Annotated in this window: 19 protein-coding genes; 7 read left to right on the top strand and 12 right to left on the bottom strand. The window is 69.3% G+C overall.

Annotated elements, in window-relative coordinates:
* Positions 1 to 273: 273 nt before the first annotated feature.
* From ACIRGA_RS39045 to ACIRGA_RS39070, 6 genes are all read right to left on the bottom strand, one after another.
* Positions 274 to 2,322 carry an FGLLP motif-containing membrane protein gene (locus ACIRGA_RS39045; RefSeq protein ID WP_400951858.1) on the bottom strand — a complete coding sequence of 683 codons (2,049 nt, stop codon included), beginning with the start codon at positions 2,320 to 2,322 and terminating at the stop codon, positions 274 to 276.
* A 6-nt stretch (positions 2,323 to 2,328) separates the two neighbouring features.
* Positions 2,329 to 2,856: a hypothetical protein gene (locus ACIRGA_RS39050; RefSeq protein ID WP_400951862.1), complete on the bottom strand. Its 528-nt coding sequence runs from the start codon at positions 2,854 to 2,856 to the stop codon at positions 2,329 to 2,331.
* 106 nt (positions 2,857 to 2,962) lie between these two features.
* A complete protein-coding gene (locus tag ACIRGA_RS39055) occupies positions 2,963 to 3,856 on the bottom strand; it encodes a LysR family transcriptional regulator (RefSeq protein ID WP_400951866.1) in 894 nt (297 codons plus the stop codon).
* Positions 3,857 to 3,977: 121 nt separating this feature from the next.
* A complete protein-coding gene (locus ACIRGA_RS39060; protein ID WP_400951870.1) occupies positions 3,978 to 4,793 on the bottom strand; it encodes an alpha/beta fold hydrolase in 816 nt (271 codons plus the stop codon).
* A gap of 62 nt (positions 4,794 to 4,855) precedes the next feature.
* Positions 4,856 to 5,602, bottom strand: a complete 747-nt coding sequence (locus ACIRGA_RS39065; protein WP_400951873.1) for an SDR family oxidoreductase — start codon at positions 5,600 to 5,602, stop codon at positions 4,856 to 4,858.
* A 29-nt stretch (positions 5,603 to 5,631) separates the two neighbouring features.
* Entirely contained in the window at positions 5,632 to 6,117 is a 486-nt protein-coding gene (locus tag ACIRGA_RS39070) for a carboxymuconolactone decarboxylase family protein (protein WP_400951875.1), read from the bottom strand.
* A 165-nt stretch (positions 6,118 to 6,282) separates the two neighbouring features.
* Between ACIRGA_RS39070 and ACIRGA_RS39075 the strand changes: the two genes are divergently transcribed.
* The gene (locus tag ACIRGA_RS39075) at positions 6,283 to 7,185 is read left to right on the top strand and encodes an RNA polymerase sigma-70 factor (protein WP_400951880.1); all 903 of its coding nucleotides are present in this window, start codon (positions 6,283 to 6,285) and stop codon (positions 7,183 to 7,185) included.
* 52 nt (positions 7,186 to 7,237) lie between these two features.
* Here the strand turns inward: ACIRGA_RS39075 and ACIRGA_RS39080 are convergent, their stop codons facing one another.
* Both ACIRGA_RS39080 and ACIRGA_RS39085 read right to left on the bottom strand, forming a co-directional pair.
* Positions 7,238 to 8,620, bottom strand: a complete 1,383-nt coding sequence (locus ACIRGA_RS39080) for an amino acid permease (protein ID WP_400951925.1) — start codon at positions 8,618 to 8,620, stop codon at positions 7,238 to 7,240.
* 188 nt (positions 8,621 to 8,808) lie between these two features.
* The gene (locus ACIRGA_RS39085) at positions 8,809 to 9,702 is read right to left on the bottom strand and encodes a LysR family transcriptional regulator (RefSeq protein ID WP_400951884.1); all 894 of its coding nucleotides are present in this window, start codon (positions 9,700 to 9,702) and stop codon (positions 8,809 to 8,811) included.
* 72 nt (positions 9,703 to 9,774) lie between these two features.
* On the opposite strand from ACIRGA_RS39085, the gene ACIRGA_RS39090 reads away from it, so the two are divergent.
* Entirely contained in the window at positions 9,775 to 10,770 is a 996-nt protein-coding gene (locus ACIRGA_RS39090) for a YeiH family protein (protein ID WP_400951888.1), read from the top strand.
* Here ACIRGA_RS39090 and ACIRGA_RS39095 read toward each other — a convergent pair.
* From ACIRGA_RS39095 to xsc, 3 genes are all read right to left on the bottom strand, one after another.
* Entirely contained in the window at positions 10,748 to 11,740 is a 993-nt protein-coding gene (locus tag ACIRGA_RS39095) for a phosphotransacetylase (RefSeq protein WP_400951892.1), read from the bottom strand. The genes ACIRGA_RS39090 and ACIRGA_RS39095 overlap by 23 nt on opposite strands.
* Before the next feature lie 70 nt (positions 11,741 to 11,810).
* Entirely contained in the window at positions 11,811 to 13,175 is a 1,365-nt protein-coding gene (locus ACIRGA_RS39100) for an aspartate aminotransferase family protein (RefSeq protein WP_400951895.1), read from the bottom strand.
* Between the two features lie 373 nt (positions 13,176 to 13,548).
* On the bottom strand, positions 13,549 to 15,357 hold the full coding sequence (gene xsc, locus ACIRGA_RS39105) for a sulfoacetaldehyde acetyltransferase (RefSeq protein ID WP_400951898.1): 1,809 nt from the start codon (positions 15,355 to 15,357) through the stop codon (positions 13,549 to 13,551).
* A gap of 144 nt (positions 15,358 to 15,501) precedes the next feature.
* On the opposite strand from xsc, the gene ACIRGA_RS39110 reads away from it, so the two are divergent.
* Genes ACIRGA_RS39110 through ACIRGA_RS39120 form a run of 3 tightly spaced genes read left to right on the top strand, consistent with a single transcriptional unit; the run spans position 15,502 to position 18,932 of the window.
* The gene (locus tag ACIRGA_RS39110; RefSeq protein WP_400951901.1) at positions 15,502 to 16,302 is read left to right on the top strand and encodes an IclR family transcriptional regulator; all 801 of its coding nucleotides are present in this window, start codon (positions 15,502 to 15,504) and stop codon (positions 16,300 to 16,302) included.
* 9 nt (positions 16,303 to 16,311) lie between these two features.
* Complete coding sequence (locus ACIRGA_RS39115; protein WP_400951906.1) at positions 16,312 to 17,244, top strand: AAA family ATPase; 933 nt, start codon at positions 16,312 to 16,314, stop codon at positions 17,242 to 17,244.
* On the top strand, positions 17,241 to 18,932 hold the full coding sequence (locus tag ACIRGA_RS39120) for a cobalt chelatase (protein WP_400951909.1): 1,692 nt from the start codon (positions 17,241 to 17,243) through the stop codon (positions 18,930 to 18,932). Before ACIRGA_RS39115 ends, ACIRGA_RS39120 begins: the two co-directional genes overlap by 4 nt.
* On the opposite strand, the gene ACIRGA_RS39125 is transcribed toward ACIRGA_RS39120, so the two are convergent.
* Positions 18,920 to 19,219 carry an antitoxin gene (locus tag ACIRGA_RS39125; RefSeq protein ID WP_400951913.1) on the bottom strand — a complete coding sequence of 100 codons (300 nt, stop codon included), beginning with the start codon at positions 19,217 to 19,219 and terminating at the stop codon, positions 18,920 to 18,922. The genes ACIRGA_RS39120 and ACIRGA_RS39125 overlap by 13 nt on opposite strands.
* Before the next feature lie 241 nt (positions 19,220 to 19,460).
* Here ACIRGA_RS39125 and ACIRGA_RS39130 point away from each other — a divergent pair, with 241 nt between their 5' ends.
* Positions 19,461 to 20,066, top strand: coding sequence for an OmpA family protein (locus tag ACIRGA_RS39130; RefSeq protein ID WP_400951917.1), 606 nt, complete (start codon positions 19,461 to 19,463; stop codon positions 20,064 to 20,066).
* Positions 20,063 to 21,316: a polysaccharide pyruvyl transferase family protein gene (locus tag ACIRGA_RS39135; protein ID WP_400951920.1), complete on the top strand. Its 1,254-nt coding sequence runs from the start codon at positions 20,063 to 20,065 to the stop codon at positions 21,314 to 21,316. Before ACIRGA_RS39130 ends, ACIRGA_RS39135 begins: the two co-directional genes overlap by 4 nt.
* Positions 21,317 to 21,639 lie beyond the last annotated feature (323 nt).

A 21,639-nucleotide genomic window follows, 5' to 3' on the forward strand; every position in this document is an offset into this window, starting at 1 on the left:
TGTGTTTTGTTGGATTTGGGGTGGTGGGTTGTGTTGTGGTGGTTGGGGTTCAACCCCCCCCCCCCCCCCCCCCCCACCCCACGGAAAACCGGTCATGCGAGCATCAAACGTGCATTCGGTCGCCAGCAACAGTCCCATGTGGACACTCAAGGTGTGGCAGTGCGCCGTCGGCGCACGTGCCTCGCGCCGAAGGCTCCCTTGCTCGCGGTCTCACCACGACACGTTCGACTTTCGGCTCAACAACCCTCGCGAAAGCCACGTTCACCTTGGCACTCAAGAGAAGTCCGGCGGAGGACCGCGACGGTCCTCGGACACGCCCTTCAACCGGCGCAGCAGGAAGCTCGCCACACTCGCCAGCACGAACAGGCACGACGCCACGAAGATCCTCTCGGTCGAGGGGCCCTCGTCGACGGCGGGATGCACGCTGTTGAGAACCACGTGGACGTAGAAGAAGACCGCGGGCGCGTAGAGCGCCCACCACGCGACCTTGCTCCAGTCCTTCAGCGCGTACCCGTCCAGCGGCTTGATCGGGAGTAGTCCGAACACGACCACCTGGATGCCCGCGGCCAGGACGACGCAGACCGCGAAGGCGATCGCGTAGGTCATCGACTTCGGGGACGCCTCCCGCCCAGCGACGACGAGAGGAGCGAGAGCCGCCCAGAGCCCGACACAGGTCACGAGGACGGCGATCCCGCCACCGAGCGTCGCACGACCTTGCGCTCTCTTCGACACCGCTCCCACCGCGAAAAAGGTGACGACCAGTCCATAGACGTAAGGCACGGGAGAGCCCGACAAGCGGGACAGGGTCGCCAGCACCGCGGCCACGAGGAACCCCAGCCAGACCGCCCGGAGGTGTCCGCGGCCCCGACCGGTGCTGAGCAGTGAGTCCTTGGGTTTCTCGTAGGCGGCGACGACCAATGCCAGGGATACCGCCCCGGCCGCCGCTTTCAGGGCGACGACGCCCCAGTCCCAGGTGCCCGCACGGATCTCCGCGTCGGCCCAGACCAGCAGTACCCCGCCGATCGCCGCGTAACCGAGCGTCCGAAGCCATGCGTGACCTGGCCGGGGTGCCGCCTTCAGCCGTTCCAGAGTGCGCGGTGTCCGCAGCGCTTCGATGATCTTGTTGACCAGGTCCGCCGGGAACGCCGTCTCCAGCAACAGGACGAGCGAGATGATCGCCGCCGCGTCCACCGCGCTCGCCACCAGGGACCGCAGATCGGTCAAGACCTCGCCCGGGACGGGAATGTAGAGGATTCCGGGTGGTTTCGGCTCGGGCGGTTCCGAAGGTGGTGCCGGGGAGCCGGGCGGCTCCGTGGTCGGCTGGGGCGGAGTGGTGGTGGCCGGCTTCTGCTTCCAGGTCAGTTCGAAGGTCGTCAGGCCCGGACCCGCCGGCAGTCTCATGGTGCCGGCGGGATAAGTGGTCGCGCCGCACCGGAACTCCACGGGGCGAACGCCCGCCGCCAGGCCGTCCGGGAGGAACGCGTGCAGGTCGATGAACTCCCAGCCGGCCGCTCCCCCGCGTCCCTGCCTGGCCTCGTCGAGCCAGGTGTCCACTCTCCTGCCGCCGACGACGATGGAACCTGCCCGGCACCCCGCGGGATAACCGTGCAGGTGAACGGTGACCTCGGGGCGGCCCGACGGCAGATCACCGTTCGGCGAAAGCGAAGGCGCCGGTGCGGTCGTCCTCGGCCGGACCGTAACGGTCACGGTGGCGTCCGCCGCGTCGTTCTGCGGATCCACCACCCGATAGCCGAAGGAATCCGTCCCGGTGAAGTCGAGCGGTGGCGCGTAGTCGAACGAGCCGTCCGGCCGCAGGACGACCCGTCCACCTCGTGCGGTGACACCGTTCCTCACCGTCGCTTCCGCGGTCAGCCGTTCCCCGTCGGGATGGGTGTCCCCCGCCAGCACGCCGGGCGCGGGAACCTTCAGCAACACACCCGAGGTCGCCTGGAAGCTGTCGTCACGCGGATGCGGGCCGGTCCGCACCCCCACGGACACCGCCGCGGTGTTGCTCCGGACCCCCGCCGAGTCGACGATCCGGTAGCTCCACCGCGCGGTCGGCGAAGACCCCCTGCGCCAACGGAAACCGACGGGATTCGTGGTCGGCTCCACCACGCCGTCGGCCGGGCCGGACACCAGCTCGACGGCGCGGACCCGCGTGTCCCGCGGGGTGTCGTTGGCCAGGACGTCGACCGTGAACCAGCCCTTGCTCGCCTGGCCGCTCGAAAAGACGAAGCTGTCGTCCACCGCCGTCGCCGGTGCGGCGGCGAGGTTCAGGAAGACACCCAGCCCGGCGATCGACAGCGCCAGGGTGCGTTTCACCGCGCGTCAGAAGTTCCAGAGCCGGACGGTGAGGTCCCACCGCCCGCTGTTGTCGACGATCCTCTCGTCGTTCTGCGCCAGCCACAGCCAGGTCTCCGGTCCGCGGTAGACCACGCACCCGCTGTCGGCCCCGATCGGGAACGCGGTCCCTGTCGAGTTGAAGAATCCGTAGAGGCCGTACGACGGCGCGGAAATCCCGCCCCAGAACGTCCTCGTCCGCTCGGTCGGATGCCCCGACGGCGAATACGACGGCCCCCATGGCCACGAGTCGATCTTGATCGAACCGGTCGCCCGGATCCGCACGACGTCGCCGTCCCGGAGGGGGACGCCCGGTCCGATGACCGTCCGGTCCCGGTAACCGAAGCTCTCCGGCCGGCCGTTCAGGACGGTCAGGGCAGTATCGCGGATGGAGCCGATCTGATCGCCCCGGCACAGCTGCTGGGATACCTCCGTACCCGCGTGGGCGGGGGCCAGCCGGAGCAGGGCGAGTGCGGCCACCACCGTGATCAGCGTGGTGTACCGGATTCCGGTCATGGTCGGTGGACTCCCGTCGTGATGCCGTTCCTCGGTGTCCTCCGAGGATCGGGCCAAGCACCGGTCCGGGTCGAAGTCGTTGTGGCTATGCGGCGATCGGCCAGGGCTATACCGCCAGTTCGGCCGTGATCCGGGTCGCCAGCTCACAGAACAGGCGGGGCAGCGCGCGCCGGTCGTCCCGGCGGCGGGCGACACCGGTGGACGAGCACGGACCTCCGCGGAGTTCCACGGCGTGGAACCCGTGCACGGAGGCCGTCTTGACGTACAGGTACGGGGCCGGGCAGACCACGCTGTTCAGGACGACCGACAGCGCCAGCTCCGTCACGGTGCTGACCGGTTCCCCCACCGCCTTCGGGTACTCGCCGTTACGCGACTCCGGCAGCAGCCACCACCGCTTCATGGACTCGGGCACGGCGTCCCCGACGTTCGGCATCGGCTCGTCCAGTACGTCGGAGACATCGACGGAAGCGAGCTCCGACAACGGGTGCCCGGCCGGAACCGCGAGGCCACAGGGCTCGTCGACGATCGGTTCCCACAGCACCCGCTCCACGTCCACTGGCAACCGCAACAGCGCGACGTCGACCTCGTCGTCGAGCAGCGGCCGTTCCGGGTCGGGCAGCGTGGTCTCCTGCCACGACAGCCGCACCTGCGGGTACGCGGCCGAGAACGCGCTCGCGATCGGCACGTGCACCGCGCGCGGGATCGGCGGTGACCAGCCGACCCGCAGCACGTCCGGCTCCGCCCCGGCGCGCCTGGTCGCGCGGGCGGCCTCGTCGACCATCCGCAGCACGGCTCGAGCGTGCCCGTAGAAGATTTCACCGGCGGCGGTCAGCCGGACCCCGTCCGGTGCGCGCAGGAACAGCGGCACGCCGAGCTCCCGCTCCAACGCGCGGATCTGCTGGCTCAAGGTCGGTTGCGAGACGAAGAGCATCGTCGCGGCCTTGGTGAACCCGCCCTGCTCGGCGACGGCCGTGAAATACCTGAAATGACGCAGCTCCATGGTCCCGCCCCGCGTTCGACGCCCATCCCCTTCGAGCCCGTCCACGATTCCGCAGATCCGTCGCGGGGGGACACGTCCAGCAGGATGAAGCCCGGCAACGATCCGGACACCTTCGCCGCCGTCACGGGGAACCGGCCGCGCCCCAGCTCTCGACGATGGCTCCGATGGCCTTCGTGGTCGCCTCCCCGGCGTCCACGCTGACGACATGTCCGGCACCGGGGATGACGTGTTCGGCCACGCCCTCGGCCCTCGCCCAGCGGGGCATCGCGGTCGCGATGTTGCCGGTGCGGTCGTCTGCACCCCGGATGAGCCCGAGCGGGACGGTCGTGCGGTACCCCGGATCCGGGTCCACGAGCGACACGGTGGCCCGCCAGACGTCGAGGAAGGTCCGTTTGGGCATCCGTGCGAACGTCGCCTCGCACTCGGCGATCCCCTCCGGCGTCACGGCCGAGGCACGGGCCATGAGCCCGGGGAGCCGCTTGGCGGGGATGAGCGCCAGTGAGGGCGCCGCGAGTTTCAGCAGAAGCCGTTCGGCAGCGGTCAGCGGCCCTTCGTTCCAGGTGGAGTCCACGACGATGAGACCGGACGCGCGTTCCGGGAAGCGGCGGACGAGTGCCTGGGCGAGGTTCCCGCCGAGAGAGTGTCCGATCAGGATCGGACGGTCGAGCCCGAGGTGGTCGAGGAGGCCGAGCAGGGCGTCGAGCGCGAGGGCCGCGCTGAACCGGGTACCAGGCGGAAGGCTCGACTCCCCGTGCCCGGGCTGGTCCCAGCTGATCACCCGATGGCCGGCGTCGTGCAGAGCGTGCGCCTGCGCGTCGAACATCCGGTGGTCCATCCCGGCGCCGTGGGTGAAGACGACGGGCCCCCACTCCCCCGGGAGGTCGCCGTACCGCAGCTCGTAGCCGTCCTTTCGGAGCACGCCATCTATGTTCACCATATTTTGAACATACTGTAAGTAGGCCGACCGGGTGTCCGTGCGCCGACACCCGGCCGGTTCGGTCAAGCTCGGGTTTCGAGCCACTCCTGGAAGGTGGGGCCGGCGAGCTTGGCATGCGGGCCGGGCAGGAACCCGCCCTTGGCGGCGATCTCGCCGTCGGGCACGTCCGCCGCCTCGACGCCGACGACCTTGACACCTCGGACGGCGCCGGCGAGCCGGGCGGCCTCGGCCATGATCTCCTCGCGTGGCCCGGCGATCTCGGGAATCGGAGTTCCCGGTGCGGCCGGAGCGGCGGCCAGCCCGGCCAGTTCCTCGGCCACGGCGCGGCAGGCCACGAGCTGAGTGGGCAGGGCCGGAACGTAGGCGATGTCGCCCCGCCGCCAGTCCAGCAGCTGAAGCACGAGCTCGTGGAACTGCGCCGCCCGCAGCAGGCGAACCGGGAGCGGCCCGGCCGAAAGGAACTCCTCGTGCTCCTTCTTGGCGGCGAGGAAACCGGTGGTGGCGTTGTCGACGCCGATGATGGACGCCGCGGCGATCCGGGCGACTCCGGCCCGCCGGCCTTCCTCGTGCAGATTACGGGCCGAGGTACGGAAGAACTCCGTCGCCGCCTCCTGGTCGGAAGCGTGCCACGAAGCGACGTCGATGATGACGTCCACCCCGGTGAGCGCCTCGGCGAGCCCTTCACCGGTGATGATGTCCACGCCGGTGGCCCGGGACATCGGCACGACTTCGTGGGCCCGCTCGGTGAGGACGTCGACGACGTGCCGTCCCAGCCGCCCGGTCGCTCCCGCCACTGCGAACTTGCTCATGTTTCAAGCCTTTCGTGGGTTTCGGAGGGTCAGTCGGTGTAGTTCCGGCCGGGCGGCATCCCCGGGATCGGCTTCGCGATGAGCGCGGCGGGGGCGAAGAACCCGATGTGGGCGATGACCATGACGAGCGTCCAGAGCGCCTTGTCGTCGTAGTGCGCGGACGCCCTGGCGTACAGCTCGTCGGGAACGCGCTCCCCCGACGGATTGGCGGTGAACACGGCTTCCACCAGCTCCAGCGCGACCCGTTCGGCATCGGTGAAGCAGGTCGCGTCGTGCCAGGTGGCCACGGAGGTGATCCGCTCCTCGGACTCCCCGAGCTCTCGCAGCACGCGCGTTTCACGGACGACGAAATACGTGCTGCCGAGCAGCTGCCCGGCACGCAGTTGCACCAGACTGACGGTCGTCGCGGGAATGGTGCCGTTCTTGATGACCTGGTGCAGGCCCGCGCCGACTTCCGCCAGCTCGGGAACGAACGGGAGCGGATTGGGCATCCGCGACCGCGAAGTTGTGGACATGATCGGAACTTCCTCACTCGTGATGTCGCTTCGTGACGAGCAAGAGATCCCGGCGACCGGCCCGGTGTGACAAGCCCGCCGTGTGGCGCAGGCCACCACTCCCGGGTGTCACAAACCGGCGGCGGCCGGGATCGTAAGGCGGAACACGAACAGGGGGAAACCAGCATGAGCGAGACACCCGGTGCCATGGACCCGGCGACCGAAACGTTCGTGGCCCATCGCAATCTGCTGTTCACCGTGGCCTACGAGATGCTCGGTTCGGCCACCGATGCCGAGGACGTCCTGCAGGAGACCTGGCTGCGCTGGTCGGGCGTCGCCCTAGGCACGGTCCTGGACCCGCGCGCGTTCCTGGTCCGGATCACCACCCGGCAGGCGCTCAAACGACTGCGGACCCTCGGCAGGCGCAAGGAATCCTACGTCGGCCCATGGCTGCCCGAACCGCTGCTGACCACACCGGACGTGGCCGAGGACGTCGAACTGGCCGCGAACGTTTCGATGGCGATGCTGCTCGTCCTGGAGACACTCGCGCCGACCGAGCGGGCGGTCTTCGTGCTACGGGAGGTTTTCGCCGTCGACTACGACGAAATCGCCCGAGCGGTCGACAAGACTCCCGCGGCCGTGCGCCAGATCGCCCATCGGGCACGGGCCCACGTCGCCGCGCGCAGGCCACGCGGCACCGGGTCCCCGGCCGAGCACCGGGCCGCGCTCAAGGCGTTCCAGGCCGCGGTGGAAACCGGTGACCTGCAGGGGCTGCTCGACATCCTCGCGCCGGACGTCGTCGCCCTCAGCGACGGCGGCGGCGTCAAGCACGCCCTGCCGCGGCCGGTCGTGGGCGCGGACGAGGTGGCTCGGCTGCTGGCCGTCGGGTGGTGGAAACGCGAGGCGGAAAGGACCGTCGAACCGGTACAGGTCAACGGCGGACCCGGTCTGCTCATCCGGATCGGCGGAGAGATCGACGGCGTGCTGGCGGTACGGGTCGAAAACGGCTACGTCACCGGCGCCTATCACGTTCGCAATCCCGAGAAACTCTCAAGCGTGGCAAGAGAAATCACGGTGAGCCGAGGATAAAGCGTCCTTCACCGCGTCAGATGCGGTGAAGGACGCTTTCAGCCCGTCCAGGTCACTCCCGGACAGTGGCCGGGGCGCGTTCAGGTTCGTCCGGGACGGGATCGACGGGCTCGGCCGGAACGTTCGCCGCCGGCTTGCCCCGACGCCTGCGGATCTCGAAGCCGACGAGGATGAGCGCGAGCGTCACCGCGCTGAGCCAGAACTGCGATCGGGTCGAGGGCAGCAGCGCCATCGCCAGGATCACCCCGGCCATCAGCGCGATGGTCGCGTAGCTCAGCCAGGGGAACAGCCACATCTTGAGCGTGAGCTTGTCCGGGTCCTCCCGCTCCAGCCGACGGCGAAGCCGCACCTGCGCGAGGGCGATCGAGAGGTACACGAAGAGCGCGACGGCGCCGTAAGAGTTGACCAGGAACTGGAAGATCAGGTCCGGCGAGGTGTAGGCGGCGATGACGGAGACGTACCCGATGACCGTCCCGGCCAGGATCGCGCGCCTCGGGACACCGCTGCCGGAAAGCCGGGTGAAGGCCTTCGGCGCGTCGCCGTTGCTGGTGAGCGCGAACAACATCCGCGACGAGGTGTACAGGGCCGAGTTCAGGCACGAGAGCACCGCGGTCAGGACGATCGCGTTCATGATCGTCGCCACGGCCGGGATGCCGAGCACCTCCAGCACCGCCGCGTACGGGCTGACCGCGGTCGCCGGGTCGTCCCAGGACTTGATCGCGACGACGAGGAACACCGAACCGACGTAGAACAGCACCACGCGGAAGATGATCGAGCGCATGGCCTTCGCGACCGCCTTCTTCGGCTCCGCGGACTCGGCGGCGGCGATGGTGACGATCTCCGCGCCGGTGTAGAAACCGATGCACGGCACCACCGCCGCGAGCACCGCGCCGATACCGAGTGGCGCGAATCCGCCGTGGGACACCAGATTCGTCAAGCCGCCGTGGGCGCCCGGCCAGAAACCGAACAGGTACAAGGCACCGACGACCAGGAACACGACGATCGCGACGACCTTGATCGACGAGAACCAGTACTCGAATTCACCGTAGGACCGTGCCGAGACCATATTGGTCGCGGTGAGGATCAGGAGCAGGCCGAGACTGAGCACCCACAGTGGCACGTCCGGTACCCACAGCTGCAGGATCCGGCCGCCCGCGACGGCTTCGACCGCCACGACGATGACGAAGAAGTACCAATACATCCAGCCGACGGCGAAGCCCGCGCGGTTGCCGAGCGCCTCCCTGGCGTAGACGTAGAACGACCCGAGCGCGGGTTTGGCGATCGTCATCTCCGCGAGCATGCGCATGATGAGCACGGTGATCAGGCCGGCGATGAGGAACGAGACCACCGCGGCCGGACCGGCCGACTGGATGACCACGCCGCTGCCGACGAACAGCCCCGCTCCGATGACGCCACCGAGGGCGATCAGGTTCATATGTCGCTGTTTGAGCCCTGGTTTCAGGCCGCTGCTCTGTGCCGGGCCGGACGTTGAAGTCACGTCTCCTCCTTCTCGCACGCACCGCCGGAGCGGTGGCGCTGGGAGCTCCATTGTGGTTCCGGTCACCGTAGGAACAAGTCGGGCCAGGGGCGAGAGCCAGTTACGATGTGGGAAAGGGGTCCAGATCACCCTCCGGACGTGCGGCGCAACGCCCGAGCCAGTAGTTCCGCCGCCGGACCGGTGAGACGACGTCCCGCGGGCCAGACCGCGCGCAACATCCGTCCGAAGTCGACACCGTCCACCGCGACGGTCACGAGCTCGTGGCCGATGGCGTCCAACGCGCTGATCACCGCGGGGCCCGCGCCCGCGAGCACGGCGTTGCGGACGGCGGACGCGGAACCCAGTTCCAGCAACGGTTTCACCGGCCCCACGCCCGCCTTGCGCAACGCGCCGTCGACCGTCTCCCTGGTTCCGGAGCCGGGTTCCCGCACCACGAGCGGCGTGGTCGCCAGCTCCGCCGGGGTCAGCGGACCGCGTTCACGCGCCCAAGGATGGGTGTGGGCGACCACGACCACGAGATGGTCCACGGCGACCTTCCGCGACGTGAGTCCGGTGAAGGGGCCGGGCGATTCGACGAAGCCGATGTCGGCCTTGCCCGCACGGGTCAGTTCGGCGACCCGATCCGAATTCGTGACCTCGAGGCCGAGGTGGAGGCCGGGGTGCGCGCGGTTGAGCTCGCCGATCCAGCCCGGGACCAGATGCTCGGCCAGCGTCATGCTCGCCGCGATCCGGAGCCCTGCCTGGTGCCGGGTCCGCAGGGCTTCGGCGCCGTCGAGCAGCCCGTCGAGTTCGGCGAGCACGCGCTGTGCCCAGCCCGCGATCACGCGGCCGTCCGGGGTGAGCGCGGAGCCGCGACGAGTCCGGTCCACCAGCACCAGGCCCAGCCTTCGTTCCATAAAGGACAGTCGCTTGCCCGCCGACGGCCGCGTCATCCCGAGGGCGACGGCAGCCTGACCGATGCTGCCCAGTTCGCCGACGAGGACGAGTAGGCGCAAGGAGTCCAGCTCCGGTGCTGTCATAGCCGTAGTGCATGACCTAGCCGTCGTTCTCCCGGCTACCGGCACCGTCCTTTCCGGACGACGCTCATCGGCATGAGCACCCTGTCTGCGCGGCGAACGAAGCCGCACCTCACCGGTCTGGCCGTCACCGCCCTCGGTGTGGCCGTCGCGTACCTGCTGAGCACCGCCGTTCCCGTGCTGAGCGCGCTCACTCTCGCGGTCGTGCTCGGGGTGCTCGCCGGCTCGCTGCCGGTGCTCTCGGACGGCACCCGGCAAGCGATCGCGAAGGTGACGAAGAAGCTCCTGCGTGCCGGCGTCGTCCTTCTCGGTTTGCAACTCGCGCTCCCTTCGGTGCTTTCCCTCGGTCCCGGCACGCTGCTCGCGGTCGTGCTGACGGTCGGTCTCACGTTCCTCGGCACGATCGGGCTCGGCAGGCTGATCGGCGTTCCGCGCGGGCTCGCGATGCTGGTCGCGACCGGCTTTTCGATCTGTGGCGCCTCGGCGATCGCGGCGATGGAAGGAGTCGTCGAGCGTGAGGACTCCGACGTCGCGACCGCGGTCGCCCTGGTCACCTTCTACGGCGGCCTGGCGATCGCGGCGGTCCCGCTCCTCGGCGGCTGGCTCGGGATGGACGCGCTGCGGATCGGCGGCTGGGCCGGGTTGGGCGTGCACGAGGTCGCGCAGGTCGTCGCGGCCGCCACCCCGGCGGGGACCGCCGCCGTCGCGGTCGCCGTGGTGGTCAAGCTGAGCCGTGTCGTCCTGCTGGCGCCGATGGTCGCCGCGGTCAGCGTGCACGAACGACGGCGCCGCCCGTCCGCGGGCGGGAAGCGCGCGCCGCTGGTCCCGCTGTTCGTCCTCGGTTTCCTGGCGATGGTCGTCGTGCGGAGCACCGGGATCCTGCCCGGCGTGGCGCTCGACGTCGCCAAAGTGGTCTGCACGCTGCTGCTGGCGGGAGCGCTTTTCGGGCTGGGCTGCGCGGTCCGGATCGGCACCCTGGTCCGCACCGGTGGCCGGGCGCTGCTGCTCGGCCTGCTCTCCACGCTGCTCGTCGGCACCATCGCCTACGTCACCCTTGCTCTCCTCGGCTAGCTTGAACGGCGGTCAAGAGGGCGAGCGTCTCGATGTCGGAGGCCGAGCAGCCGCGGGAGAGGTCGTTGAGCGGTGCCGCGAGGCCCTGGAGGATCGGGCCGAGCGCGACGGCGCCCCCGAGCCGCTCGGCGATCTTGTAGCCGATGTTGCCGGCGTCCAGATTCGGGAACACGAGGACGTTCGCACGGCCCGCGACCGCGGACCCGGGTGCCTTGGCCGCCGCGATCGACGCCACCAGCGCGGCGTCGAACTGCAGCTCGCCGTCCACGGGGAGCCCGGGTTCCCGCTGCCGCACCAGCGAAGTCGCCTCGCGGACGACGGCGACCCGCTGATGGTCGGCACTCCCCTGCGTGCTGAACGACAGCATGGCGACCACGGGATCTTCGCCCGTCAGGCCGCGATGGGTCGCCGCGGCGGCGAGGGCGATGTCGGCCAGCTGCGCCGCCCCCGGCTCGGGTACCACCGCGCAGTCCGAAAAGGTCAGCCGGCGCCCGTCCGGGAGCAGCAGCAGGAAGCAACTGCTCAACGTGGATACACCGGGGGCGAGGCCCACGACCCGCAGCCCCGCGCGCAGGACGTCGGCGGTCGGCCGGGTCGCCCCGGCGACGCAGGCGTCCACCTCGCCGGCCCGCAGGGCGGCGGCCGCCACGAACACCGGATCGCGCCGGGCCGCGGCGAGCTTTTCCGGATGCCGCGCGAATCCCGCCGCCAGGGCGGCCTCGGTCCGGTCGTCGGCGAGCGCGTCCGCCACGTCCACGATCAAGTCGTCCGTGGCCCCTGCCGCGCGAAGGCGCGCCCCATCACCGAAAAGCAACGGTCGCACGACGCCTTCGTCCCGGAGCGCCAGAGCGGCGCGGACGGCGCGGTCGTCGTCCCCGTCCGGCAAGGCGACGCGGAGATTCCGGCCGCGCAGCGCCTTTCGCCATCTGTCGAGCGTCGCGTCCGGCGTGACCTCGGTGGTCAGGCTCATCGAAGTACCTCCACGTACGAAGCGGGGGCCGCCGGAAGACGGCGGCCCCCACCGGGCGAAAAGGGCTGATTCAGGGCTGGACGGCCTTCTCGACGTCGTTGAGCATCGCGTCGACGCCGTGGAGCAGCTCGGTGAGCACCTCGCGATCGGCGACCAGCGGCGGGGAGATCATCAGCATCGTCGCGCCGCGGTCGTCGCCGCGGAGGATGACGCCCGTGCGGCGGAACGCCTCCGGGAGGACCTCGCGGAGCACCTTCAGCGACTCCGCCTCGGTCAGCTCCCGGCCGCTGTCGCGGTCGGCCATCAGCTCGATGGCGTAGAAGAACCCGGTGCCGCGGACGTCCTTGACGCAGCGGTGCGCGGACTTGAGGGAGTTCAGCGCGGCGAACAGTTCCGGCCCCTCGGTGAGGACGTTGCCGAGCACGTTCTCGTCCCGCATCGCGGTGAGGTTCGCGACGGCGACCGCGGTGGCGACGGGATGCCCGCCCCAGGTTGCGCCGTGGGTGAAGACGCCGCCCTTCGGGGAGTCGTACAGCTCGGTGACCAGCTTCTCGCGCACGATCACGCCGCCGAGCGGCGCGTAGCCCGACGTCGACCCCTTGGCGAAGGTGATCAGGTCCGGCACGACACCGGTGAGCCCGTGCCCGAACCAGTGCCCGAGCCTGCCGAACGAGCAGATGACCTCGTCCGACACGAGCAGGATGCCGTACTTGTCGCACAGCGCGCGCAAAGCGGGCCAGTACCCCTTCGGCGGGACCAGCGCGCCGCGGCCGTTCTGCACCGGCTCGGCGAACAGCGCCGCGATGGTCTCCGGCCCCTCTTCGAGGATGACCCGTTCGATCGCCGTGACACAGTCCAATTCGGACGCCGGACCGCAGTCTCCCAGCAGGCCCAACGTGTTCGGCACGTGCCGGACGCCCGGCATGAGCGGACCGAACGGCTCCTTGATCTTCGCCAGCCCGGTCACCGAGAGGGCGCCGATGGTCGTGCCGTGATAGGCCATGTCGCGGCTGATGATCTTCGTCCGCTCGGGCTGTCCCTGGCTGCGGTGATACTGCCGCGCGAACTTCAGCGCGGTTTCCACCGCCTCCGAGCCGGAGTTGACGAAGAACGTCGTCCCGAGGTCGCCCGGCGCCAGTTCGGCCAGCAGCGTGGCCGCTTCGATCGCGGGCGTGTGCGCCGAGCCCCAGTTGCTCGCGTAGGCCAGGGTGCCGACCTGGTCGGCGGCGGCCTTGGCGATGTCGGCCCGGCCATGGCCCATGTTGACGCAGAAGAGCCCGGCGAGACCGTCGAGATGACGGCGTCCTTCGGTGTCGATCAGGTAGCTTCCCTCACCGCGTACGAACACCGGGAAATCCGAGGCCCAGGTGTCCTTGCGGGTGAAGTGCGGGCCGAGATGCCGTCGAGCCTGCGCTCGCAGCTGGGTGACGTCCACCGGAGACCTCCTTCGAGACACGAGTCTGTGCTTTGACTTTCGCAACCTTGCTGGCACCGGCCCAGCACCAGAGCGGCGGCGTTCGATGGGTCCAGTTGACCCCGCCGGACGTAGTGTCGGGGAGGGGCCCTTGGAGGGGTCCGGGTCCTTCACGGACTTGGGCCCGGGTGCGGGGTACCACGGTCACCCCAGGAGCATCATTTGTACGTTTCTGAGCGGGGCCGAAGGCTCCTTTCACTGCATTAGACGCGGCGAAGGGAGCCTTCATCCCGCCATCCGCCCGCCCGACCGCGCCACGCTTGCCGCAGCGCGTGAAGGCCCCCTTCCCTCGACTCAGCCGAGGGAAGGGGGCCTTCACGCGCGAAACGTGGAACTACACGTAGTCCTTGTACTTCTCCAGGAAGCGCACCGGCTTGGACAGCGCGTCGCGGCGGAACGGGTCGCCCAGCTCGCGGGTGCACATGATCTCGATGACGGCGGTCTTGCCCTCGTTCATCTGCGCCTCGACGGCGCGTTGCAACGCCGGGCCGACCTCGTCGAGCTTCTCCACGACGACGCCTTCCGCGCCCATCGCCTTGGCGATCCCCGCGAAGCTCTCGCTTTCCAGCTCGCCCGCGACGAACCGTCGGTTGTAGAAGTCGACCTGGTTCTTCTTCTCAGCGCCCCACTGCCGGTTGTGGAACACCACCGCGGTGACCGGGATGTCGTGGCGGACCGCGGTCATGATCTCGCCCATGCTCATCCCCCACGCGCCGTCGCCGGCGTAAGAGATCGCGGGCCGGTCGGGCGCCGCGGCCTTGGCGCCGATGATGGTCGGCAGCGCGTACCCGCAGTTGCCGAAGCTCATCGGGGCGAAGAAGCTGCGCGGTTCCTCGAAGCGCAGATAGCTGTTCGCGACCGAGTTGATGTTGCCGATGTCGGTCGACACCATCACCCGCGGCGGCATGGCCTTCTCCAGTTCTCGCAGCACTTCCCGCGGGTGCAGCCAGTTGCCCTCCTCGCTCTCCTGCTCGGCGATCATGTCGAGGCTGAACGGGTCGGTCTCGTGGGTCCAGGCGTCGAGCTCGGCCTCCCACGCGTCCTTCTCCGCCTTGATCTTCGACGCGCGAGCGTCCTTTGTGGAGTCACAGGCGAGCGTCCGGTCCGCCAGCCGCTCGGTCAGCGCGACCGCCGCGTCCTTGGCGTCGCCGCAGATGCCGACGGTGATCTTCTTGACCAGGCCGAGCATCTTGTGGTCCGCGTCGATCTGGATGATCTTCGCGTCCTTGGGCCAGTAGTCCATGCCGTGCTGCGGCAGGGTGCCGAACGGGCCGAGCCGCGAACCGAGCGCGATCACGACGTCCGCCTGCGAGATGAGCTTCATCGCGGCCTTGGAACCCTGATAGCCCAGCGGTCCGCACCACTGCGGGTGGCTCGCCGGGAACGAGTCGTTGTGCAGGTAGCTGTTCACCACCGGCGCGCCGAGGCGTTCGGCGAGCGCCTTGCACTCCTCGACGCCGTCGGCCATCACGACGCCGCCGCCGGAGATGATCACCGGGAACTCCGCCGTGGCCAGCAGCGCGGCGGCCTCGTCGAGGCTCCGCTCGCCGCCGGGGCCGCGGTCGAGCCGGGCGGGCTCGGGGATCTCGGCCTCGATCTCGCCGTAGAAGAAGTCGCGCGGGATGTTGAGCTGTGTCGGGCCGAGTTCCGAGTGGGCCCGGTCGAAGCAGCGGCCCGTGTACTCCGCCATCCGCTTCGGGTTGTTGACGTGCCCCTGGTACTTGGTGAACTCCTGGAACATCGGCAGCTGGTTGGCCTCCTGGAAGCCGCCGAGGCCGGTGCCCATGGTGCCCGCTTCCGGCGTCACGATGACGACCGGGCTGTGCGCCCAGTACGCGGCCGCGATCGCGGTCACGCAGTTGCTGATACCGGGGCCGTTCTGCCCGATGACGACGCCGTGCCTGCCGCTCACCCGGGCGTAGCCGTCGGCCATGTGCCCGGCGCCCTGCTCGTGCACGACCGGTACCAGCCGGATGCCGGCGGGCGCGAAGATGTCCATCGCGTCCATGAACGCCGACCCCATGATGCCGAAGATGTCGGTGACGCCGTTCGCCACGAGCGTCTCGACGAAGGCCTCGGACGGGGTCATCTTCTTCCGGCCGCTGACGACCACGCGGCCGTCACCCGTCTTCCGTTCCGTCATGTTCCGCTCCTTCGACAGGCAGGTTTTACAAAAATCGGTACGTGGCGTTCCTGAAATCAGGATGCGACTGACGATAGGACGTGGATCGCCGAGCGTCAACGGAAGATTCTGGAAACCGAGACGCCCTGTGCTACTTTTCGGAACATGGAGCTGCTTCGCGAACCCGATCCGATCAACGGGGACACGCCGACCATGCGGCTGTTCTCCCTGCTCGAGCTGATCGCCGCCAAGGACCAGCTGGTCTCCCTGCAGGGCCTCGTCGAGGAGACCGGCCTGCCGAAACCGACCCTGCACCGCATGCTGCAGCAGCTGGAAGGGGCAGGCCTGCTGATCCGCCAGGCCGACGGGCGCCACTACGGCACCGGCCACCGGCTGCGACGGCTCGCGGAGAACCTGCTCCTCAACGCCACCCATCACGGCGCCCGGCACGCCGTCCTGCGCCATCTCGTCGACGAACTCGGCGAGAGCTGCAACGTGACCACGTTGTCGGGCAACGAGATCGTGTACCTCGACCGGGTGGAGACGCCGGAACCGCTGCGGTTCTACCTCCGGCCGGGATCACGGGTGCCGATCCACTGTTCGGCCAGCGGCAAGATGATCCTCGCGCAGATGAGCCCGTCGCAGCGGCGGAAGCTGCTCGCGCACGCGCCGCTCAAGCGGTACACGGACAAGACCATCACCGGACTCGACGCGCTCGAGGCCGAGTTCACCCGTATCCGCCGGGACGGGTTCGCGCTCGACGACGAGGAGTTCCTGCCCGGTCTGGTATGCGTCGCGGTCCTCGTGCCGGGGCGCGCCAACCTCTGTGTCGCCGTGCAGGCGCCGGTCATGCGGCTGACGCCGGACAAGGCCCTGCAAACGCTCCCGGCACTGCAGCGCGCCGCCGAGGCGATCAGCCAAGTCGACGCCGAGGGCGGGTCCGAACCGGAAAGTGTTCCGTCGTAAGGAGTTCTCATGGTCCCCGAGCTACGGCTCCCGGTGCGTGACGTCTTCGGCATCGATTCGGATCTCGTCGTCGGCGCGTTCCGCGAACGCGACGAGCACGTCCCCGAGATCGACGAGGCGTACCGCTTCAACCCGGACGTGACGCTGGCGCTGCTCGCCGGATTCACCCGCGACCGCCGCGTGCTGGTGCAGGGACTGCACGGCACCGGGAAGTCGACCCATATCGAACAGGTCGCCGCGCGGCTCAACTGGCCGTGCGTGCGCGTCAACCTGGACGGCCACCTCAACCGCCTCGATCTCGTCGGCCGCGACGCGGTCGTCCTGCGCGAGGGCAAGCAGGTCACCGAGTTCCAGGAGGGCATCCTCCCGTGGGCGTTGCAGCGGCCGGTCGCGCTGGTGCTCGACGAGTACGACGCCGGCCGCCCGGACGTCATGTTCGTCCTCCAACGGGTCCTCGAACGCGACGGCAAGTTCACCCTCACCGACCAGAACCGGGTCCTGCGGCCGCATCCGTCGTTCCGGCTGTTCGCCACCGCCAACACGGTCGGGCTCGGCAACCTCAACGGGCTCTATCACGGGGCGCAGCGGCTGAACCACGCGCAGATCGACCGCTGGAACATCGTGGCGTCACTGAACTACCTGCCCGCCGCCGAGGAGATCGCGATCGTGCGGGCGAGGGTGCCCAGCGTCCCCGAAGCGCTGGCCGCGTCCCTCGTCGCGGTGGCCGCCTTGACCCGCAAGGGTTTCCAGGCAGGCGACCTGTCCACCTTGATGTCCCCTCGCACGGTCATCACCTGGGCGGAGAACATCGAGATCTTCGGCGATCCGGCGACGGCTTTCCGGCTGTCCTTCGTGAACAAATGCGACGAAGCCGAGCGGGATCTCGTGGCGGAGTATTTCCAGCGCTGCTTCGACGACGAGCTCCACCTGCTGTCGGCATGACAGCCGGGCAGACGGAAACCCGGCGCCGCAACCAGGTCGAGGAGCTGTGCGCGGCCGCGATCCGGGCGCTCAGCGGCGATCCGGCACTGCACTTCCGGGCGCGGCGGCTGCATCGGGGACGCGAGCCACTGCCGCTGCACGCGCCGCATCTGCGTCACTCCGCCGAAGACGATCTGCTGTCCTCACGCGGTATCGCGGACGGGATGGCCTTGCGCCTCACGGCCTCGGACGCCGCGCTGCACCGCGGCCTGAGCCCGGCTGATCCGGCCGAGCGCGGGATTTTCGAATTGCTGGAACAATTCCGCGTCGAGTCCCTCCCGCCCGCGGAGCTGCCGGGGATGCGACGGAACCTGCGTCTTCGCCACGTGCGCTGGTCGCTGGAGTTCCACCGATCCGGGCTGACCGAGACCGCACGAGGGCTCCTGCTGTACACGGTCGCCCAGATCTGCCGCTCGCGGATCACCGGCGAACCCGTGGTCGAGGAGACCGAGGATCTGATCGAGGCGACCCGGTTCGCGTTGGCCCCGTCGCTCGGCCACGACCTCGCCGGGCTGCGGCGGCACCGGACGGACCAGAAGGCGTTCGCCGAACACGCGCTGGCGATCGCCAGGACGACCGGCGGGCTGCTCGCCGGAACCGCGCAGGACGCGGAAGACGCGAGCGACCCCACCGACCCTCGCTTCAGCCTCGTGATCGACTTCGACGCGAGCCAAGGCGAGCAGATCCCCTCGGCGACCGCCGGGTCCAGCCGGGCCTTGGGCGAATCCGGTGCGGCGTACCGGATTCACACCACCGCGTACGACCGTGAACGGCGTGTGCCGGACCTCGTGCGCCCGGCACTGCTGGCCGAACTCCGCGAGCGGCTCGACCGGCGTGTCGCCAGGCAGGGCGTCGGGCCGGGTCGGCTGGCCCGCGACCTCAAGGCGGTGCTGGCCGAACCGGCGCGCGATGGCTGGGACGGCGACCAGGAAGAAGGCCTGGTCGACGGCCGGACCCTGGCACGGCTGATCAGTTCACCCACCGAACGGCGGATCTTCCGCACCGAGCGGATCGAGCCGGTGGCGGACACCCTCGTGACGTTCCTGATCGACTGCTCGGGATCGATGACCACGCACGCGGAACCCGTCGCCGCCCTGGTCGACCTCTTCGCCCGCTCGATCGAACTCGCCGGGGCGACGTGCGAAGTGCTCGGGTTCACCACCGGTGCCTGGAACGGCGGCAGGCCGAGGCGGGACTGGATCCGGGCGGGACGGCCGCCGCATCCGGGCAGGCTCAACGAACGGCTCCACCTCGTGTTCAAGGCCGCCGAAACACCATGGCGCCGGGCGCGCCCCGATCTCGCCGCGCTGCTGAAAGCCGACCTGTTCCGGGAAGGGATCGACGGTGAGGCCGTGGCCTGGGCCTGCGCCCGGATGCGCGCGCGAGCGGAAGCACGGCGGATCCTGCTCGTCCTCTCCGACGGCAGCCCCATGGACAGCGCGACGAGCCTGGCGAACGATCCGCACTACCTGGACGAACATCTGCGGGAAACGGTGCTACGGGAGGAAAGCACCGTCGAGATCCGCGGGGTCGGGGTCGGCCTCGACCTCAGCCCCTTCTACCCCCGCTCGCGAGTGCTCGACACCTCGGTCACGTCCGGGTACGCGCCGTTCCGGGACGTCCTCGGGCTACTGGCTCAGCGGCCGTAGCCACCCTCTTCGCCGCTGTTCCCGCCGAAGTCGGCGCCCTGCCCTTGGTCACCGCCGTATTCGTTGCCCGCCTGACCGCCGGGTGCGTCGTTACCGAAACCGCCACCCTGCTGTTGCTCTTCGTTCTGCTGCCCGCCACCGGACTCACCGAGGTAGTCCTTCGCCTTGTCGGCGGCCGAGTCGATCTTGTCCGAGTGCTCACCGAAGCGGGACTTCGCGAAATCGGCGGCCTTGTCGACGTGTTCCCCGCTCACCTTGTCCTTCAGGCCATCGAAGTCGATACCCATGAGAACTCCTCATCTATTGTGAATACGCCGACTACCGGCGCATACCTCCCATCAAAGTCCCTTCGCGCTCCACCGCAACTTGAGCCGGACGGTTGGGTGAGTCGCGTGAACTTCACCTCATTTACCCTTTGCAGGCAAGAAAAAGGGACTCGACCACCGCGAACGCGCGGCGCCGGAGGTAGCTCACTCGGGTGGAATCGCCGCCACTCCGCGGACCACGATTGGCGCTTTTAGCCCGTTCGTGTTCGTATCCCTGGCGTCAGCCAATGCGGAGACGGCCAAAGGGAGTTCGAACTTCATGCGCAGGACAATTGCCCGGACGGTAACGGGCGTGGCGATCGTGGCCGGCCTGGTGGCCGCGTGCGGCTCCGAGGGCGAAAACGGTGCGGCCGGGTCTTCTGGCACGAATGGAACCGCTTCAAGTGCGGCAGCCGCGTCGTCGTCCGGCGCCGGCGCACCGGCCTCCTCGGGTGCGGGCACCGGCGACGCGGGCCAGGCCGGCGGTGAGGCGGCGCAGAAGGTGACCGCCGCGATCCAGCAGGCACTTCAGCAGTCACCGATCACCTTCACCACGGAAAGTGCGGAACTGTCCGAAAAGAGTAAAACGGCACTCGGCGAGATCGCCAAGGCCATGCAGGGCAACGACGTCAAGATCGCCGTCGCCACCCACGCGGGTTACCCCGACGCGGAAAAGTCCAAGGCCCTTTCGGAAAAGCGAGCGGAAGCCATCACCGCCGCGCTCGAAGCGGCGGGTGTGGCCAAGGATCGCGTCAAGTCCGAAGCGACCGGTAACGAGAAAGCGCAGGGCGATCAAGCGTTGGACACGCAGATCACCGTCGCCCAGTGACCTTCGACGGAAGCGCGGGTGGGGGAAGCGATTCCTCCACCCGCGCGCCGCGTTCTCCGGGTCCCCGCCGTTGTCATTACCTGATCGGCCCGAGCGGTTTTCCCAATTTCGGTGACGAGCTGATCGCGGCGACGTGGCTGCGCTATCTGGCGCGGACCGAGCCGGAGGCCGACGTCTGGCTCGACACCCATTCACCGGGGCCCGCCCAGCTGCTGCTGAACGACCTGCACCCGCGCCTCCGCTGCACGGACACCCTGTGGCGGCTGTGCGGCGAAGCGCCGTCGGACGATCCGTGGGAAGTGGCGAACTGGGTGCAGTCGGCGGTGAACGACCCAGGACTCGCGCCGCGGTGGGACGCGGGTATCGACCTGCTCGGCCGGACCGACGTGCTGCACCTGATCGGCGGCGGCTACCTCAACGCGTTGTGGCCCCGGCACATCGGGCTGCTCGCGGGCGCCGCGGCCGCCGCCCGGCGCTCGGGCGCGCGCACGGCCATGACCGGACAGGGGCTGACCCCGTTCCCGCCCGGTGCCACCGATCTTCTCCGGTCGCTCGCCGACCGTTTCGACGTCGTCGACGTCCGTGACGATCCGTCGGCCGAACTGCTCCCCGGGGTCGTCCGCACGTGCGACGACGTCTTCCTGGAGCCGCCCGAGCAGAGACCCGGCGCGCAGGCGCGCGAATTCGTGCTGTGCGTCCAGTCCGACATCGGTGCCTTCGAGCCATCCGCGCTGGCCTCGCAGGTGCTGGGTTTGTTGCGGGCTTGGGAAGTCGACCCGGAGCAGCTTGCCGTCGTCGAGGGCATTCCCCGTGTCGACCGCGCCGTTCCCGCACTGCTGGAACACGAACTCGCCGGCGCCGAATTCCACCCGTTCCGCGACATCTGGCGCCACGGCCTGCCATTGGCGCCCGGCCAGACCTGGATCTCCAGCCGCTATCACCTGCACCTCGTCGCCGCGGCGGCCGGCGCGACCGGTCTCGCACTCAGCGTGTCACGCGGGTACTACACGACCAAGCACCGCAGCCTGATCGACCTCGGCTCGGGCTGGACCCCGTTCGACGCCGAGACGGGCGGGACGCCGGACCGGCCGACCGGTACCGGATTCCCGCCCCACGTCCTCAGGCGATGCCGCGACCTGAAACGCTCGGTCGCGACGGCGGTGTACGGAAGCCAGGTGGCCGAGGAAGCCGCGACACCTCCCCCGGCACGACGCCTGGCCCTGCGCTCGTGGCGGACCCGATCGAGCTAGCCGGTGTCCCGTAAGTCCTGTTGGCGGCCTCCGCGCCCAGGTGTCGCGAAAGCCACTTTCGGGACATCAGACGTCGCGAACGTGGCTTTCGCGACACGCTCCGACTACAGGACCACTTGCAGGAAGCCATCACCCGACGCCACTGTCCACAGAGGACACTCTTCAGGCTGCCAGTGTCCGGTTTGGGCAGTCTGCACGGTTCCACGAGGGAGTCGTGAGTGACAAAGAGGGTTCTATTGATCCGTAAGGCAAATGTGGCAGGCTAGTCTGCGGCGTAGCGGACTTCTTCCTTGCCGAAAAAGGCTTTCACGCGGTCTGGCTGG

The sequence above is a fragment of the Amycolatopsis sp. NPDC102389 genome (assembly GCF_044765885.1).
Lineage (GTDB): Bacteria > Actinomycetota > Actinomycetes > Mycobacteriales > Pseudonocardiaceae > Amycolatopsis.

Excerpts from the sequence above, each read along its gene's own strand:
- ACIRGA_RS39125 (WP_400951913.1), bottom strand. The coding sequence starts at position 19,219 with ATGGGTATCGACTTCGATGGCCTGAAGGACAAGGTGAGCGGGGAACAC.
- ACIRGA_RS39070 (WP_400951875.1), bottom strand. The coding sequence starts at position 6,117 with ATGTCCACAACTTCGCGGTCGCGGATGCCCAATCCGCTCCCGTTCGTT.
- ACIRGA_RS39115 (WP_400951906.1), top strand. The coding sequence starts at position 16,312 with ATGGTCCCCGAGCTACGGCTCCCGGTGCGTGACGTCTTCGGCATCGAT.
- ACIRGA_RS39060 (WP_400951870.1), bottom strand. The coding sequence starts at position 4,793 with ATGGTGAACATAGATGGCGTGCTCCGAAAGGACGGCTACGAGCTGCGG.
- ACIRGA_RS39055 (WP_400951866.1), bottom strand. The coding sequence starts at position 3,856 with ATGGAGCTGCGTCATTTCAGGTATTTCACGGCCGTCGCCGAGCAGGGC.
- ACIRGA_RS39075 (WP_400951880.1), top strand. The coding sequence starts at position 6,283 with ATGAGCGAGACACCCGGTGCCATGGACCCGGCGACCGAAACGTTCGTG.
- ACIRGA_RS39090 (WP_400951888.1), top strand. The coding sequence starts at position 9,775 with ATGAGCACCCTGTCTGCGCGGCGAACGAAGCCGCACCTCACCGGTCTG.
- ACIRGA_RS39085 (WP_400951884.1), bottom strand. The coding sequence starts at position 9,702 with ATGACAGCACCGGAGCTGGACTCCTTGCGCCTACTCGTCCTCGTCGGC.
- ACIRGA_RS39120 (WP_400951909.1), top strand. The coding sequence starts at position 17,241 with ATGACAGCCGGGCAGACGGAAACCCGGCGCCGCAACCAGGTCGAGGAG.
- ACIRGA_RS39095 (WP_400951892.1), bottom strand. The coding sequence starts at position 11,740 with ATGAGCCTGACCACCGAGGTCACGCCGGACGCGACGCTCGACAGATGG.
- ACIRGA_RS39050 (WP_400951862.1), bottom strand. The coding sequence starts at position 2,856 with ATGACCGGAATCCGGTACACCACGCTGATCACGGTGGTGGCCGCACTC.
- ACIRGA_RS39110 (WP_400951901.1), top strand. The coding sequence starts at position 15,502 with ATGGAGCTGCTTCGCGAACCCGATCCGATCAACGGGGACACGCCGACC.
- ACIRGA_RS39080 (WP_400951925.1), bottom strand. The coding sequence starts at position 8,620 with ATGAACCTGATCGCCCTCGGTGGCGTCATCGGAGCGGGGCTGTTCGTC.
- ACIRGA_RS39065 (WP_400951873.1), bottom strand. The coding sequence starts at position 5,602 with ATGAGCAAGTTCGCAGTGGCGGGAGCGACCGGGCGGCTGGGACGGCAC.
- xsc (WP_400951898.1), bottom strand. The coding sequence starts at position 15,357 with ATGACGGAACGGAAGACGGGTGACGGCCGCGTGGTCGTCAGCGGCCGG.